17 protein-coding genes, 1 tRNA gene and 1 pseudogene are annotated in these 16,425 nt (G+C 67.3%); 17 read left to right on the forward strand and 2 right to left on the reverse strand.

The annotated features are described in order from the left end of the window. From A9310_RS05915 to A9310_RS05980, 14 genes and pseudogenes are all read left to right on the forward strand, one after another. Positions 1-257, forward strand: a pseudogene (locus A9310_RS05915) (DNA repair protein RecN); the annotation flags it as partial. A 102-nt stretch (positions 258-359) separates the two neighbouring features. Next, positions 360-1,547: a putative cytokinetic ring protein SteA gene (gene steA, locus A9310_RS05920; RefSeq protein WP_065629870.1), complete on the forward strand. Its 1,188-nt coding sequence runs from the start codon at positions 360-362 to the stop codon at positions 1,545-1,547. Positions 1,548-1,550: 3 nt separating this feature from the next. Next, a complete protein-coding gene (locus A9310_RS05925; RefSeq protein WP_065629797.1) occupies positions 1,551-2,486 on the forward strand; it encodes a copper transporter in 936 nt (311 codons plus the stop codon). Positions 2,487-2,628: 142 nt separating this feature from the next. Beyond that, the gene (locus A9310_RS05930; protein ID WP_083207270.1) at positions 2,629-4,428 is read left to right on the forward strand and encodes a CTP synthase; all 1,800 of its coding nucleotides are present in this window, start codon (positions 2,629-2,631) and stop codon (positions 4,426-4,428) included. Between the two features lie 5 nt (positions 4,429-4,433). Next, positions 4,434-5,069, forward strand: coding sequence for an NUDIX hydrolase (locus tag A9310_RS05935; RefSeq protein ID WP_065629798.1), 636 nt, complete (start codon positions 4,434-4,436; stop codon positions 5,067-5,069). Beyond that, positions 5,066-5,986 carry a site-specific tyrosine recombinase XerD gene (gene xerD / locus A9310_RS05940; protein ID WP_065629799.1) on the forward strand — a complete coding sequence of 307 codons (921 nt, stop codon included), beginning with the start codon at positions 5,066-5,068 and terminating at the stop codon, positions 5,984-5,986. The genes A9310_RS05935 and xerD overlap by 4 nt, the downstream gene beginning before the upstream one ends. A gap of 154 nt (positions 5,987-6,140) precedes the next feature. Continuing rightward, positions 6,141-7,088: a ParA family protein gene (locus A9310_RS05945; RefSeq protein WP_065629872.1), complete on the forward strand. Its 948-nt coding sequence runs from the start codon at positions 6,141-6,143 to the stop codon at positions 7,086-7,088. Next, positions 7,085-8,011 (forward strand): ScpA family protein, encoded by a 927-nt coding sequence (locus A9310_RS05950; RefSeq protein WP_083207271.1) that lies wholly within the window; start codon positions 7,085-7,087, stop codon positions 8,009-8,011. The genes A9310_RS05945 and A9310_RS05950 overlap by 4 nt, the downstream gene beginning before the upstream one ends. Continuing rightward, complete coding sequence (gene scpB / locus A9310_RS05955) at positions 8,008-8,766, forward strand: SMC-Scp complex subunit ScpB (protein ID WP_065629800.1); 759 nt, start codon at positions 8,008-8,010, stop codon at positions 8,764-8,766. Before A9310_RS05950 ends, scpB begins: the two co-directional genes overlap by 4 nt. A gap of 6 nt (positions 8,767-8,772) precedes the next feature. Beyond that, a complete protein-coding gene (locus tag A9310_RS05960) occupies positions 8,773-9,705 on the forward strand; it encodes a pseudouridine synthase (RefSeq protein WP_065629801.1) in 933 nt (310 codons plus the stop codon). Continuing rightward, a complete protein-coding gene (gene cmk / locus A9310_RS05965) occupies positions 9,702-10,415 on the forward strand; it encodes a (d)CMP kinase (RefSeq protein ID WP_065629802.1) in 714 nt (237 codons plus the stop codon). The genes A9310_RS05960 and cmk overlap by 4 nt, the downstream gene beginning before the upstream one ends. Then, positions 10,412-11,851, forward strand: coding sequence for a ribosome biogenesis GTPase Der (der, locus tag A9310_RS05970; protein ID WP_065629803.1), 1,440 nt, complete (start codon positions 10,412-10,414; stop codon positions 11,849-11,851). Before cmk ends, der begins: the two co-directional genes overlap by 4 nt. A 126-nt stretch (positions 11,852-11,977) precedes the next feature. Further along, positions 11,978-12,241 carry a GlsB/YeaQ/YmgE family stress response membrane protein gene (locus tag A9310_RS05975; protein ID WP_065629874.1) on the forward strand — a complete coding sequence of 88 codons (264 nt, stop codon included), beginning with the start codon at positions 11,978-11,980 and terminating at the stop codon, positions 12,239-12,241. Between the two features lie 150 nt (positions 12,242-12,391). Further along, positions 12,392-12,465: transfer RNA gene (locus A9310_RS05980), tRNA-Pro, on the forward strand. Positions 12,466-12,562: 97 nt separating this feature from the next. On the opposite strand, the gene A9310_RS05985 is transcribed toward A9310_RS05980, so the two are convergent. Further along, a complete protein-coding gene (locus tag A9310_RS05985) occupies positions 12,563-13,741 on the reverse strand; it encodes a site-specific integrase (protein WP_065629804.1) in 1,179 nt (392 codons plus the stop codon). Next, complete coding sequence (locus A9310_RS05990) at positions 13,734-14,324, reverse strand: helix-turn-helix transcriptional regulator (protein WP_139104546.1); 591 nt, start codon at positions 14,322-14,324, stop codon at positions 13,734-13,736. Before A9310_RS05990 ends, A9310_RS05985 begins: the two co-directional genes overlap by 8 nt. A 242-nt stretch (positions 14,325-14,566) precedes the next feature. Between A9310_RS05990 and A9310_RS25010 the strand changes: the two genes are divergently transcribed. The 3 genes from A9310_RS25010 (at position 14,567) to A9310_RS06000 (ending at position 16,423) form a co-directional block, all read left to right on the forward strand. Continuing rightward, positions 14,567-14,740, forward strand: a complete 174-nt coding sequence (locus A9310_RS25010; protein WP_083207272.1) for a helix-turn-helix domain-containing protein — start codon at positions 14,567-14,569, stop codon at positions 14,738-14,740. Between the two features lie 439 nt (positions 14,741-15,179). Continuing rightward, positions 15,180-16,130, forward strand: coding sequence for a recombinase RecA (locus tag A9310_RS05995; RefSeq protein ID WP_254661185.1), 951 nt, complete (start codon positions 15,180-15,182; stop codon positions 16,128-16,130). Beyond that, positions 16,127-16,423: a hypothetical protein gene (locus tag A9310_RS06000; RefSeq protein WP_065629806.1), complete on the forward strand. Its 297-nt coding sequence runs from the start codon at positions 16,127-16,129 to the stop codon at positions 16,421-16,423. Before A9310_RS05995 ends, A9310_RS06000 begins: the two co-directional genes overlap by 4 nt. Positions 16,424-16,425: the final 2 nt, after the last annotated feature.

The raw sequence follows: 16,425 nt of genomic DNA on the forward strand, positions 1-16,425 counted from the left end.
TCGCACACCAGGTGATCGCACACCAGGTGATCGTGGTGACCCACCTCCCTCAGGTCGCGGCGTTCGCCGACAACCACCTGGTCATCGGCAAGAGCAAGAAGGGGGCGCTCGTCACCAGCAGTGTGCGCACGCTCGATCGGAGCGAGCGAGTGGCGGAGTTGGCCCGCATGCTCGCGGGCCTGGGGGAGTCCGACACCGGGCGCGCCCACGCCGAGGAATTGCTGGCCACCGCGGAGGCGGAGCGCGCCGCCGACTGAGCACCGCGGACGGTGAAACACATGGTACGTGTGTGACAAAAGTTGCTGTTGTTACGGCGCGCCTCCCCGGCTGAGGCGTGCCTTCGGCCGATCATGGCCGTCATGAAGATGCCTGCACTGCTCGCGCGTAACACCGAAGAACTGCCTGGCGTGACCGGTATCGCCAGAATCGACAAGAACACGAAACGGCTGCTCAACCGCGTCGGGCCGGGCGACATCGCCATCCTCGACGAGGTCGACCTCGACCGGGTGACCGCCGACGCGCTCGTCGAGGCCAACGTCGTGGCCGTGGTCAACGCCTCGCGGTCGATCACCGGCCGCTACCCCAACCTCGGACCCGAGGTCCTGGTGGCCTCCGGCATCGTGCTGCTCGACGATGTGGGTCCGGAGATCTTCAAGCGGGTCAAGGACGGTGCCAAGGTGCGGGTCCACAACGACCGGCTCTTCGTCGGCGAACGGCGACTCGCCCTCGGTACCGAGCTCGAGGAGCGCGACATCGCCGACATCATGATCGGTGCCAAGGCGGGCCTCGTCGACCATCTCGAGGCGTTCTCGGGCAACACGATCGAGTTCATCCGCAGCGAGTCGCCGCTGCTGATCGACGGGGTCGGTGTGCCGGAGATCGACGTCGACGTCGCAGGCCGTCACGTCGTCATCGTCGGCGAAGGTGCCGACCGTGCCGCCGACCTCCGCTCGCTGAAACCGTTCATCAAGGAGTACCAGCCCGTCATGGTGGGCGTCGGAGCCGGTGCGGACACGCTGATGAAGGCCGGGTACAAGCCGTCGATCATCGTCGGCGATCCCGAGACCATGAAGACTCCGACGCTGAAATCCGGTGCACAGCTGGTGCTTCCGGCCGACACCGACGGACACGCGACCGGGCTCGAACGCATTCAGGACCTCGGCATCGGGGCCACCACGTTCCCGGCCGCCGGGTCGGCCGGCGACCTCGCGTTGCTGCTCACCGACTACCACGGCGCCGACCTGATCGTCACCGTCGGCTACCCGGGATCGCTCGACGACTTCTTCGACCGGTCGCGCCGGGAGAGCAATCCGTCGATGTTCCTGACCCGACTGAAGGTGGGCCAGAAGCTCGTCGACGCGAAGGCGGTCGCCACGCTCTACCGCAGTCGGGTGTCCGGTGCCGCGATCGCGTGTGTCGTGCTCGCGGCACTCGTCGCCGTCATCGCCGCCGTGCTGCTGTCGAACGCGGGCACCGACATCACCGACTGGATCGTCGTGCAGTGGAATGCGCTGCTCGACTGGGCTCGAGAGGTCTGGAACCGGTAGCCGATGATCTCGCTACGACAGCATGCGATCTCGCTGGTCGCGGTCTTCCTCGCGCTCGCCCTGGGACTGTTCCTGGGTTCGGGATTCGTCGGGGACCGCGTCAACTCGATGACCGGCACGAGTCGTGACCGCATCGGCGACCTGGAGAGCGAGCGCGACGATCTCAACGCAAAGCTCAACGCCTCCAACAGCTTCGACCTCGCCATCACACCCCGGCTGATCGCGAACAAGCTCAAGGGGCAGTCCGTGCTGGTGGTCACCGCACCGAACGCGGCGGATGCCGATGTCGATGCGGTCAAAGAATCGATCTCGGGTGCCGGTGCCCGATTCGGCGGACAGATCGGTTTGACCGACGCACTGCTCACCGACGGCAAGTCCGAGGAACTGCGGACGATCGTCGACCAGACCATTCCGCCGGGCACGATGCTGCGCGCGGAACTGACCGATTCCGGGGGCCGGGTCGGGGACCTGCTCGGGGCCCTCGTGCTGTCGAACGAGACAGCGCGACCGGCGTCGTCCGGGGACCGTCGGACCGGGCTGGCGACACTGCGCGACGGTGGGTTCATCGACTACGCCGACAACGCGATCACCCCGACCGATCTGGTGGTGGTGGTGACCGGTGACGAGTTCGGTCCGGACTCCGGTGCGCAGGGCACGCTGGTCGGCCGCCTGGCCGCCACGCTGTCGGCACGCGGGGTCGGCGGGGTACTGGTCGGACGCACCGGCTCCGCGGCGGGCGGGTCGCCGATCGCCATCGTCCGCTCGGATCCGTCGCTGGCCAACGCGGTCTCGACCGTCGACAACATCGACCAGCCGACGGGTCTCATCACGACGATCCTCGCCCTGGCCGCCGAGGCCGACGGGACGACCGGCTCCTACGGCACCGGACCGGGCGCGACCGCGATCACCGTCGGTGCCGACGGACGACCGGCTGCCTGAGATCGAGTCCGCCACCGCACGCGAGTACCGCCACACCCGTCGACGGTGTGGCGGTGCGGCGTCGGGCGTCGGTGGTGTTACCCTGGAGTCCCGTAGGTARTCAGGGCATCGGCCCCGATTCGGCCGACGGGAGACACTTCTTTTGCGACCACTTCGCCATGTACACGACACCAAGCACATCTTTGTGACCGGTGGCGTCGCCTCTTCGCTGGGCAAGGGCCTGACGGCCTCCAGCCTGGGTCAGCTTCTCACCTCGCGGGGCCTCCGGGTCACCATGCAGAAGCTCGATCCGTATCTGAACGTCGATCCGGGCACCATGAATCCGTTCCAGCACGGTGAGGTGTTCGTGACCGAGGACGGCGCCGAGACCGATCTCGACGTCGGACATTACGAGCGTTTCCTCGACCGCAATCTCTCGCAGTCGGCGAATGTGACCACCGGACAGGTGTATTCGTCGGTCATCGCCAAGGAGCGCCGCGGCGAGTACCTCGGTGAAACCGTTCAGGTCATCCCGCACATCACCGACGAGCTCAAGTCGCGCGTGCTGGCCATGGCCGAACCCGACGCCGACGGTGAGGTGCCCGATGTGGTCATCACCGAGATCGGTGGCACGGTCGGCGACATCGAGTCGCTGCCGTTCATCGAGGCCGCGCGACAGGTGCGCCACGACGTCGGCCGCGACAATGTCTTCTTCCTGCACGTCTCGCTCGTGCCCTACCTCGCGCCGTCGGGGGAACTCAAGACCAAGCCGACCCAGCACTCGGTCGCCGCGCTGCGCAACGTCGGCATCCAGCCCGACGCGCTGATCCTGCGCTGCGACCGCGATGTGCCCGAAGGGCTCAAGAAGAAGATCGCGCTCATGTGCGACGTCGAACTCGACGGCGTGATCTCCACCCCCGACGCCCCGTCGATCTACGACATCCCGAAGGTGCTCCACAGCGAGCACCTCGACGCCTACGTGGTCCGCAAGCTCGGTCTGCCGTTCCGCGACGTCGACTGGACGGTGTGGGGCGAGCTCCTCCGCCGTGTGCACGAGCCGCGCGAGACAGTGCGTGTCGCGCTGGTCGGCAAGTACGTCGATCTCCCCGACGCCTACCTGTCGGTGACCGAGGCCATCCGCGCCGGTGGCTTCGCCTGGAAGGCGCGCACCGAGATCAAGTGGGTGCCGTCGGATGAGTGCGCCACCCAAGCCGGCGCGCAGGCCGCCCTCGGCGACGTCGACGCGATCCTGATCCCCGGCGGTTTCGGCATCCGCGGCATCGAGGGCAAGGTCGGTGCCATCTCGTACGCACGGCGGCGCGGGATCCCGCTGTTGGGCTTGTGCCTCGGGCTGCAATGTGTGGTCATCGAGGCGGCCCGTTCGGTCGGCCTCGACGAGGCCAGCTCGACCGAGTTCGACCCGGAGACCCCGCACCCGGTGATCTCGACGATGGCCGATCAGGCCGACGCGGTGGCCGGCGACGCCGACCTGGGCGGCACCATGCGACTCGGTGCCTACGACGCCGTGCTGAAGGCCGGGTCCGTCGTCGCCGAGGCCTACGGGACGCGGGAGGTGTCCGAGCGTCACCGTCATCGCTTCGAGGTCAACAACGCCTACCGCGACAAGATCGCCGACTCCGGGCTCGTGTTCTCGGGTACCTCGCCCGATGGGCACCTCGTCGAATTCGTCGAGTACCCCAAGTCGGTGCACCCGTATCTGGTTGCCACGCAAGCACACCCGGAGCTCAAGAGCCGGCCGACCCGCCCGCATCCGCTGTTCCGGTCGTTCATCGAGGCGGCCCTGAAGTACAAGGCGGCCGAACGTCTTCCGGTCGACCTCGGTGACGACTACGAGTCGAACGACGCTCCCGCGGACGCGGTGGCCGCCGTCAACGCGGTCACGGTGGAACCGGTGGCCGGGCTGGGCGAGGCAGTCCTCGACGACCCTGCCGGCAGGGACTGACCGCGTTGGGCCACGACTTCGAGGTCAAGGAGAGCCGCACCGTCTACGACGGCGCGATCATCACCCTCCGGGTCGACGACGTCGAGATGCCGGGCGGGCGCGTCGCCGAGCGGGAGGTCGTCGAACATTTCGGCGCCGTCGCGATCCTGGCGCGCGACGACGCCGGCCGGGTGGCGATGGTGCGGCAGTACCGTCACCCGATCGGCCGACGTCTGCTCGAGTTGCCCGCCGGGTTGCTCGATCAGGCCGACGAAGAACCCCTGGCCGCCGCCCAGCGCGAGCTGGCCGAGGAGGCCGACCTCGCCGCCGACTCGTGGCACGTCCTGGTCGACCTCGCGTTGTCACCCGGCTTCACCGACGAGGCGCTGCGGTTGTATCTCGCCGAGGGGCTGCACCATCTCGACGCGGCCGAACGCGTCGACGAGGAAGCCGACATGTCGATCGAGTGGGTGCCGCTCGACGACGCCGTCGCGAAGGTGTTGTCGGGGGAGATCGTCAACGCGACGAGCGTGGCCGGCATCCTGGCCGCGGCCGCAGCCGGCGGGTCGACGGCCGGCCTCCGCGGCGTCGACGCCCCGTGGCCGGACGAGCCGACCGCGTTACGGAACCGACGTGCCGACGATGGGGGCCGCCGGTCGTGACCCTGGCCGCCGACATCGCGCGCTACCTCGATCACCTGACGGTGGAGCGGGGTGCGGCGGCCAACACAGTGTCGTCCTACCGGCGCGATCTCGAGAGGTATCGCGGGTATCTCGACCGGCGGGGGATCCCGTCACTCGACGCCGTGACCGAAGAGGACATCCGCGAGTTCCTCGTCGAACTCCGTCGCGGTGACGCCGAGGCGGGGTTCGCCCCGCTGGCGGACAGTTCGATCGCGCGAACCCTGGTCGCCACCAGGCGTTTTCACAAGTTCGCGGTGGACGAGGGGATCGTGCCGACCGACGTCGCGCACGATGTCCGGCCGCCGCGCGCGGCGCGGCGCCTGCCGAAATCCCTGCCGGTCGACGAGGTGCTCGCCATTCTCGATTCGGCCGGCGTCGAGGACCATCCGCGCGGGTTGCGGGACCGCGCGCTGCTGGAATTCCTCTACAGCTGCGGGGCGCGGATCTCCGAGGCCACCTCCCTCGATCTCGACGATCTCGATCTCGACGACATGCGCGCGGTTCGCCTCCGGGGCAAGGGCGGGAAAGAGCGTCTCGTGCCGCTCGGCGGGCCCGCCGTCCAGGCACTCGAGGCGTACCTCGTCCGCGGGCGACCCGCGCTGGTGTCACGGGCGACGCCCGCGGTGTTCCTGAACGCGCGCGGTGGGCGGCTCTCGCGGCAGAGCGCCTGGCAGGTGCTCGTCACCGCGGCCGAACGAGCCGGCCTCGACAAGGCGGTCTCGCCGCACACCCTCCGGCACAGCTTCGCGACCCATCTGCTCGACGGCGGCGCCGACGTCCGCGTCGTGCAGGAACTCCTGGGCCATGCCTCGGTCACCACCACGCAGGTGTACACGCTCGTGACGGTCAACACGATGCGGGAGGTCTATGCCGTCGCCCATCCGAGGGCGCGTTGACCCCGCGGATCCCCCGGGCGCGCCGACGCCGGGATGACCGGGGAGATGTCCTAGGCTGATACGAGGCTCGGCCGTGAACGGACAACTGAACTACCGAGAAGCGGCATCGAACAGCGAAGGGAGCGGCGGACACGTGACCACTCCGAGCGCACCCCTGTCTGGCGCCCGTCCGGGAGGGTCTGGCGCCCGTCCGGGAGATCAGTACAGCATCCAGGTGTCGCCCGGAAACGACACCGACGAGGCCGAGCACGATGCCGACGAGATCGGCCCCACCGGGCGGCCGTATCGCGACGTACCCGAGCCCGCTCCGCTGGACCGTCACGGACCCGCCACGGTGATCGCGGTCTGCAATCAGAAGGGCGGCGTCGGCAAAACGACGTCGACCATCAATCTCGGTGCTGCGCTTGCCGAATACGGTCGTCGGGTCCTGCTCGTCGACCTCGACCCGCAGGGTGCGCTGTCCGCGGGACTCGGTGTGCCGCATCACGAGCTGGAACAGACCGTCTACAACCTCCTCGTACCGCCGCAGGTGGCCACCGACGAGGTCCTGATGCGGACCCGCGTCGACGGTCTCGACCTGCTGCCCAGCAACATCGACCTGTCGGCCGCGGAGATCCAGCTGGTGACCGAGGTGGGTCGCGAGCAGTCGCTCGGCCGGGCACTGCATCCCGTGCTCGACCGCTACGACGTCGTCCTCATCGACTGCCAGCCGTCGCTGGGTCTGCTCACTGTCAACGCGCTGGCCTGCGCCGACACCGTGCTCATCCCGATGGAGTGCGAGTACTTCAGCCTGCGCGGGCTGGCTCTGCTCACCGACACGATCAACAAGGTGCGCGACCGGCTCAACCCGCGCCTGGACCTCGGCGGCATCCTGGTCACCATGTTCGACGCCCGCACACTGCACTCCCGTGAGGTGATGGCCCGCGTCGTCGAGGTGTTCGGCGACGCGGTCTACGACACCGTCATCGCCCGCACCGTCCGGTTCCCGGAGACCAGCGTCGCCGGGGAACCGATCACTTCGTGGGCGCCGCGGTCGGCCGGCGCGAAGGCGTACCGGGCGCTCGCACGCGAGGTGATCGCCCGCAACGTCACGCCCGCATGACGACCGGCACCGACCAGGCAGTCCCCGAACCCGCCGTGTCCGAAACCGCCGTATCCGAACCCGGCGCGTCCGATTCGGTTGTGCCCGAAGATGCTTCGAGCGCGGCGGAAGCGTCGTCCGAGGTCGGTGCCGAGGAGTCCGGTTTCCGGGTCAAGCTGCGCAACTTCGAGGGTCCGTTCGACCTGCTGCTGAACCTGATCTCGCAGCACCGCCTCGATGTGACCGAGGTGGCGCTGCACGAGGTGACCGACGACTTCATCGCCTACACCCGCGCACTCGGCCCGGAGATGGGGCTCGACCAGACGACCGAATTCCTCGTCGTCGCGGCGACGCTGCTGGATCTCAAGGCGGCTCGCCTGCTGCCCTCCGGCGAGGTCGATGATCCGGAGGACCTCGCACTCCTCGAAGCCCGGGACCTGTTGTTCGCGCGGTTGCTGCAGTACCGCGCCTACAAGCAGGTCGCCGCCCTGTTCGGCGAACTCGAGGCCGCCGCCCTGCAGCGCTACCCACGCGCGGTGTCGCTCGAGAAGCGCTTCGAGGATCTGCTGCCGGAGGTCACCCTCGGTGTCGACGCCAACGGCTTCGCGCAGGTCGCCGCGGCGGGGCTGACGCCGCGTCCGGTGCCCACCGTCGGCCTCGACCATCTGCATGACGTCCAGAAGGTGTCGGTTCCGGGCCAGGCACGTCGGATGGCATCTCTCCTCAGTGCGGTACCGGGCACATGGCTGACCTTCGGCGAGCTGACCGCGGACTGCGAGAACGTGCTGGAGATCGTCGGTAGCTTCCTCGGCCTGCTCGAGTTGTTCCGGGAGCAGGCCATCACCTTCGAACAACCCGAGGCACTCGGCGATCTCGCGGTGATGTGGACGGGGGAGCGCGGTGCCGACGACCTGCGCATCGACAAGGCAGAGGACTACGGATGACTGATCACGCTCCTGAGGTCGACCACCACGACCCGACCGGCGTAGCCGAGGGAGAGGACCCGGGACCGGCCGAACCCGAGCAGACCACTCTGCAGGGCGAAGGGGAGTACCTCGACGACGCGCGACTCCGTTCCGCCCTGGAGGCGGTGCTGCTCGTCGTGGACACCCCGGTCACCACCGAAGAACTCGCGAACGCCGTCGACCAGGACCGCACGCGGGTCCGGGAGACACTCAACGCCATGTCGTCGGAGCTCACGGCGTCGGGCAGCGGCATCGATCTGCGCTTCGCCGGCGACGGCTGGCGTTACTACACCCGGGCGGAGTACGCCCCCTACGTGGAGCGGCTGCTGCTCGACGGCGCGCGGTCGAAGCTCACGCGGGCGGCGCTCGAGACGCTGGCGGTCATCGCCTACCGGCAACCGGTCACCCGGGCACGGGTGAGCGCCATCCGCGGCGTCAACGTCGACGGCGTGATCCGCACCCTCGTCGCTCGCGGACTGATCAACGAGGTCGGCAGCGAACCGACCACGAACGCGACGACCTATGCCACCACCGAACTCTTCCTGGAACGGCTCGGGCTGGCGTCACTGTCGGAACTGCCCGATCTGGCGCCCCTGCTGCCGGACGTCGACCTGATCGACGACCTCGACGAGGAGCTGCTCTCGGATCCCCGATTCGCCAAACTGTCCACCCAACCGTCAGACTCGAATGAACTGATCATCGACGGTGGCACCACCACCGACTCACAGGACTGAGAGAACATGGCATCCGCTGGCCGAGATGGCTCACCGGGAAAACGCCGCAAGGGCGCGCCCGCACAACAGCCGCGAACCAAGAAGCCCCACCGCAAGGGGTCGTCGAAGCCGAACGCCGAAGTGGGCCGGATCCGGCTGAACAACGCCCGACCGGCGCGGCACCAGACACCTGAGCACGGCGAGGGTGCCGGCGCCAACTACGTCGAAGACGGCGTCCGCCTGCAGAAGGTGCTCGCCCAGGCGGGGGTGGCCTCGCGCCGCGGCGCCGAGGAACTGATCGCGGCGGGTCGTGTCGAGGTCGACGGGGAGATCGTCACCGAGCAGGGGCTGCGCATCGACCCGGACACCGCGATCATCCGCGTCGACGGTGCCCGCGTGATCATGGACGAGACCCGGCAGTACCTCGCCTTCAACAAACCCAAGGGCTGGCAGTCGACGATGTCCGACGACCAGGGCCGTCCCTGCGTCGGTGATGTGGTCGCCGAGCGGGTCATGGCCGGTCAGCGTCTGTTCCACGTCGGCCGCCTCGACGCCGACACCGAGGGTCTGCTGCTGCTGACCAACGACGGTGAACTCGCGCACCGGTTGATGCACCCGTCCTTCGAGGTGCCCAAGACCTACCTCGCCACGCTCAAGGGCGAGGTGCCCCGCGGGATCGGACGTCGCATGCGCGAGGGCGTCGAACTCGACGACGGCCCGGTGACGGTCGACAAGTTCACCGTGATCGAGGTCCACGAGGGCCAGTCGCTGGTGCGGATCACCCTCCACRAGGGTCGCAACCGCGTGGTGCGGCGCATGATGGACGAGGTCGGCTTCCCGGTCGTCAAACTGGTTCGCACCCATGTCGGTTCGGTCGCGTTGGGTGAGCAGCGCCCGGGCAGCCTGCGCGTCCTCGGCAACGACGAGGTCGGTGGACTGTACAAGGCGGTCGGCCTGTGAGCGACGGAGCTTCGGAGTCCGCCGGCGGGACGACGCATGTCGTGGCCATCGACGGTCCGGCCGGCACGGGCAAGTCCTCGGTGTCCAAACTCCTGGCCGCCGAGGTCGGCGCCAGCTATCTCGACACCGGCGCGATGTATCGCGCGGTGACCCTCGCCGTTCTCGATGCCGGTGTCGCGCTGGATGATCCGGCCGGAATCGCCCGCGTGGTCGCCGACGTCGCCATCGAGTTGGTCCCCGATGGGGACGGCGCCAAGGTCTTCCTCGACGGGCGCGACGTCTCCGGGCCGATCCGCACCGACCACGTCACCAGCGCCGTCTCCGCGGTGTCGGCGGTGCCCGAGGTGCGCACCAAACTGGTTGCGCTGCAACAGCAGAACGCGCAGGGTCGGTTCGTGGTCGTGGAGGGGCGCGACATCGGTACCGTGGTGTTCCCCGACGCCGACGTCAAGATCTTCCTCACCGCGACACCCGAGGCGCGGGCCGAGCGCCGGCACAAGCAGAATCTCGCCGGCGGTCGCGACAGCGATTACGACGCGGTGCTGGCGAGCGTGAACCGCCGCGACCATCTCGACTCGACACGCAAGGTCTCGCCGTTGCGCGCGGCCGACGACGCGACCGTCGTCGACACCAGCGACAAGACCCTCGACGAGGTGCTCGCGGAATTGAGCGACCTCGTCGCGACCCGGATCGGAGCAGTGGAACGGTGAGTGACGACTACTCGAACGACCTCGCGGCGCTACCCGGCGACGGCACCTGGTCGGACGAATCCGACTGGCAACTGACCGATGTCGGGGGAGCCGACGACGCGTCCGGTGTCGAACACATGCCGGTGGTCGCGATCGTCGGGCGGCCGAACGTCGGCAAGTCGACTCTCGTCAACCGCATCCTGGGGCGTCGTGAAGCCGTGGTCGAGGACATCCCCGGCGTCACCCGGGACCGGGTGTCGTACGCGGCGTCGTGGTCGGGCCGGCGGTTCACCGTCGTCGACACCGGTGGCTGGGAACCCGACGCGAAGGGCCTGCAGCAGGCCGTCGCCGCGCAGGCCGAGCTGGCGATGCGCACCGCCGACGCGATCGTCGTCGTGGTCGACGCCACGGTCGGCGCGACCGCGACCGACGAGGCCGTCGCACGGGTCCTGCGACGCTCGAAGACCCCGGTCATCCTGTGTGCCAACAAGGTCGACAGCGAGCGACTCGAGTCCGACACCGCGTCGCTGTGGTCGCTGGGACTCGGTGAGCCGTACCCGGTGTCGGCCGCACACGGCCGCGGCGCCGGTGATCTGCTCGACATCATCCTGGGCAAGCTGCCCGAGACCCCGCGGGAGGCGCCGACTCTCGGTGGCCCGCGTCGCGTCGCCCTGGTGGGCAAGCCGAACGTCGGCAAGAGTTCGCTGCTGAACAAGCTCACCGGCACCGAGCGGTCGGTGGTCGACAATGTCGCCGGGACAACCGTGGATCCGGTCGACGAACTCGTCGAACTGGGCGGCAAGACCTGGAATTTCGTCGACACCGCCGGTCTGCGCCGCAAGGTGCGGACCGCGAGCGGCCACGAGTACTATGCGTCGTTGCGGACGCGGTCGGCGCTCGACGCGGCCGAGGTGGCCATCCTGCTGATCGACGCATCGGAACCGATCACCGAACAGGATCTGCGGGTGCTGTCGCTCATCATCGAGAGCGGCCGCGCCCTCGTGATCGCGTTCAACAAATGGGATCTCGTCGACGAGGACCGCCGGTACCAGCTGGACAAGGAGATCGACCGCGAACTGGCCCGCGTGCCATGGGCGCGTCGGGTGAACATCTCGGCGTCGACCGGCCGGGCCGTCCAGAAGCTGGTGCCCGCACTGGAATCCGCGCTCGACTCGTGGGACAAGCGCATCTCGACCGGCCCGCTGAACAACTGGCTCAAGGACGTCATCGCCGCCAACCCGCCGCCGCTGCGCGGGGGCCGGCAGCCGCGCGTGATGTTCGCGACCCAGGCCTCGGTCCGGCCGCCGACCTTCGTGCTGTTCACCACCGGCTTCCTCGAGGCGGGCTACCGCCGGTTCCTCGAGCGGCGCCTGCGCGAGGAGTTCAACTTCGACGGTTCGCCCGTCCGGATCAACGTCCGAGTCCGAGACAAGCGGGAGCAGCGCCGCAAACGCTGATCTCCGTCCGGCGACTCCACCACCGTTGGGCAGGTCCGCCACCGCGCAGGTGGCGGACCTGCCCATCTCCGGTGGACGTGTCGCGTGCCGGTGGCGCACGACACCTGCTGTGAGATACTGCGTCTCGTGCTCATCCTGGCAATCATCGTTTTCGGCATGGTCATCGGCGCCCTGGCGCAGATCCTCCTCGGCGGCAAGAACCTGCGCACCGTCGACTGGGGTCTCGCCCTGGTGGCCGGCATCGTCGGCTCCTTCGTCGGCGGACTGCTCATCAGCCTGCTCTCGGGCGACGGCCTCGAGCTCCGCCCGAGTGGCATCATCGGTTCCCTCGTGGGTGCCGTTCTGGTGACCGCCGGGTGGATCTTCTTCAAGAAGCGTTCGACGGTCTAGCAGCCGGTGTCAGATGTAGCGCTTCGTGGCGGCAGAAGCAACGACACACTACATCTGGCCACCGGCCTGAAATGAGGCCTGACCAGGCGATTGGTTCGGGACCGTGCTCGTCGGCTAGGCTTTACATCGCTCCGCTTCTCCAGGGAGCAACGGGCTGTGGCGCAGTTTGGTAGCGCACTTGACTGGGGGTCAAGTGGTCGCAGGTTCAAATCCTGTCAGCCCGACAGAAAACACAGCAGTTCAGAGGCGGTTTCGGAGAAATCCGGAGCCGCCTTTCTGCTACCCGCAGGGGGTATGTACAGCAACCGGTACAGCAACGCATCACAAACCCAGCGCCTCGGACAACCCCGCGACCGCCGAGCGTGCAGTGTCATCACTGGTGTGGCCGTACACATCACCAGTGATCGCAATCGAAGAATGACCGAGCAGGTCCGCTACCGCCTTGATGTGCACACCCGACTCAAGCCACGCCACCGCCGCTGAGTGCCGCAGCGTGTGCACCCCGACCTTGTCGACACCCGCCGCAGCCGCGGCCGCCTCGAGAACACGCAGCAAGTTTCGAGGGTCAACAGGTCCACCGAACTCGGTGGTGAACACCAGCCCCGAGTCCTGCCACTGGTTCCCGGCCCGCAACCTCTCTTCGGCCTGTGCGGCCTTGTGTCGTCGCAGCATCGCGACGACGGCGGGGGATAGCGGCACCGTCCGCCTCGATCGCGCTGTCTTCGGCTCCGAGATCACCAGTCGGTTGCCGATGCGCCCGAGAGTCGCCAGAACCGTCAGCGTCCCGGCCTCGAGATCGACCCGTTGCCAGGACAGCCCGAGCGCTTCACCTTTCCGTAGCCCAGTGGCCGCGATGAGGACCAGCGCCGGGTGATAGCGGGACGACGCCGCGGTGGTCAGCACTTGCTGCACAGCGTCAGCCGGTAAGTGCTTAGCCTCTTGGCGCGCAATACCTGGACGCTTCACCTTCACCGCCGGGTTCACCGCGACCAGGCCGTCCCGCACCGCCCCGTCCAGGCCGGCGCGAAGCACCGTGTACACCTGCCGGATCGTCGAGTCCGACAACGCCCGGACAGTCTCCCCGCCTCGCACCTTCGTCTGGGCACGCATCGACAGAATCAGGGCCTCGATGTCGGACGGCTTCAACCGGTCGAGCCTCGTAGTGCCGAACGGTTCGACTTCGAGGTGACGCCGCGACAGATTGCTGTACAGATCTTGTGTCGACTCCTTGCGATCTGACGCCGCCAACGTCGTGGACCGCCACTGCCTCATCCAGTCACCAACCGTCCTGCTCGCGTCGCGGACCGGAGCTCCGGCGTCGAGACGGTCACGCGCCGCCTTCAACTTCTCGCGGACCTCTGCCCGAGTCCGGCCGTACACCGTGTGACGCTTGGACGTCCCGGACTCGTCGAGGTAGGTCAGCGCACCCGCGTAGCCGATCGCCTTCCCGTTGCGGGTGCGCTTGTAGATCGAACCCTCACCGTTCGCGTTCTTACTCACCGAAACCAGCCTCGAAGGCCGCGGCAGCCTGCCGAATTATCGACTCGTGAAGGTTCGACAGAGCCTCCCTGAGAACGGTGTCGTCGACCTTCACGATGGTCCCGTCGTCCAGTTCGACACCAATCATTGGGGATTCGTCTGGGCCACTGGGCGGTCCGGGCCGGTAGTGATGGTTGACGACGTAGTCCCACAGATCGGGGGAGTCGTGGCGCAACTCGAATAGCTGCACGTGAGCCTCGATAGAGTCCTGGACGCCCTTAATCATGTGATCGTCAGCTTCATCGAGCGCTTGAAGTAGCTCTTGGGCCCGGGCCTGGTCGAGCGCTTCAACGGGGGTGAGCAATTCCTCCGTGGTTGTCTCGAAAACCCTTGCCAGGCCGATGAACTCATCGACCGAGATGCTCCTCGGCTTGTCGATGTCGAGGATTTTGTATACGGATGAGACGCCAATCCGGCAACCTGCCACCTCAAGTCGCCTCGACAACTCGGCCGGACTCCATCCTCTGCTGTTCAATTCGCGTCGGATTCGTTCGGCAAGATTGGATTCCCCGCCTATGGCTCTGGCGGGTTTAGGTCTGGGCATCGCGAACCTCTCTGAGCTGTGAGTTTCCTACTGTGGAATGAAGATACTTGCTTTGGGATTTCAGTGCAAGCAGTCTGTGGTCACCGGGGTACGTGCTGAAACACCAGGACGATCACGGGCAGGGCGCGGAAGCGTCACCCCGAGACCACCCGGCAACACGGTTCCTTGACAAGTCCACAGCGTGAAAACGATTGAGCAACAGGGGAAATGCAAGACAACCCGCTCACCCGAAAGGGGGTGACATGAAGCTCGTTCCCATCGTCGAGGCGCAGACAGCCCTCGGCGGGATCTCACGGACGACCATCTATCGGCTGGTCTCCGAAGACAAACTCACCCGCGTCAACATCGGCCGCCGCTCGTTCATAACCGGCGACTCGATCGACAACTACATCCACGCTCTGATGGAGGTCAGATGACCCTTCACGACGAAGGCGGCCCCGCCACTAACGGGACCGCCTCCAGAAGTCACAACCACTCCTACTACGACGATAGCGCAGCCCGCCGACGCAGACGAGACGCCGCGCTCCGACTACCACCGATCCGCTGCTCGGCCTGCGCCGCATGGATTCGAGACCCACTCGAGCATCGGTGCCAACAGACCCGGTGGTGGCAACCTGCACCCGAACCACCCTGCGGCTGCTACCGGCCTGATCGACACGGACACCGCAACGACACCTGCAACCAACTCGGTGAACTAGCACCGCCGCGCATCGGGCCAGGGAGTCGCCGGTGAGCCTGCCATACGGGCAGGAGTACGACGAGGACGGATTCCCAATCGACCCGGGGTGCACCCCACCTATAGGTACGGGTGCACCCCACCGTCCTGACCTGCACGTTCATCGAGACTCACCCGGAGTGCACCCCGACCCGAATCAGTGCGGGTACATCGACGTCGCCACCCTGCTCGACGCCGGAATCCCCGAACCGCCCGCGCCTGACATCTGCCTACGCAAAGACGGTGTCGGCTTGTTCTACAGCGGCCAGTACAACGTCGTGTTTGGCGACCCGGAGTCGGGAAAAACCCTTCTCTGCGACTACGCGACGGTCCAAGTTCTCGCAGCAGGTGGCAGAGTCCTACGGCTCGACCTTGACCACAACGGGCCTCAGTCCACCATCAGCCGCCTCATCGACTTCGGAGCCGATGAGGACACCCTGCGAGATCCTGACCGGTTCCTGTACGTCGAGCCAGGGGACCGCGTCCAGATGGCCGCGATCGTCGAGCATCAGGAGGTTTGGAAACCCGCCCTCGCAGTCGTCGACAGCATCGGTGAACTCATGCCGCTGTACGGCGCTGGCAGCAACTCGGCCGACGAGTTCACGGACGTGCACTCGAGGGTCATCAAACCCCTCACCCGAACCGGCGCTTGCGTCATCGCCATCGACCACCTCAGCAAAGGCGCAGACTCCCGCAAGTTCGGAGCCACCGGCACCGCCGCGAAGAAGAGGGCCATCGGCGGCACCAGCATCCGGGTCAGCGTCGACAGCGCCTTCACCCCGGACAAAGGCGGATCGGCATACCTCGCGATCCACAAAGACCGGCACGGGGGCCTCCGGCGACGTTCACCCGGCGGCGATAAGGAACCACTCGCTGGGAAGTTCACCATCCTCGGCAACGAACAGTTCGTCTCAGAACCGAAGCTCGACGAGCACAACCCCAGCGAACGGGCCGACCCCGAAGACGTCGCCGCGGTCGCTGCCCTCGACCCACCACCGAAGTCGGCCCGAGACACCAAATCTCGACTCAACTGGCGAGACGAACGTGCACGCCTCGCCTTCAAAACATGGAAGGAGACCACCACCCAATGACAAGCGACGATGACCTTCGCGCTGCCTGCGAGTTCTGGGCCAACCAGCCCCAAGACCGCCGCGACCTGCTCAACCGGTCAGCCCAGAACAGCATCCTCCAACTACCGCGCTACCCGTACTGGTCACAGGACCAGTGCGCCGAACTCGTGCACTGGTCACGACTCGAGGGCGAAGTCCTCGCCGCCTACACCAACTGGCTCGAAAGACTCGAGGCCCGAGCACTGCGTCACGGCCGACAGTGGGACCGCACGGAATTCCTACGCCAGTGCCGACTGGCCGAGGCCGGCGACTAATG

It is taken from the genome of Gordonia sp. UCD-TK1, from assembly GCF_001691435.1.
In the GTDB taxonomy this organism is placed as follows: Bacteria; Actinomycetota; Actinomycetes; order Mycobacteriales; family Mycobacteriaceae; genus Gordonia; species Gordonia hongkongensis.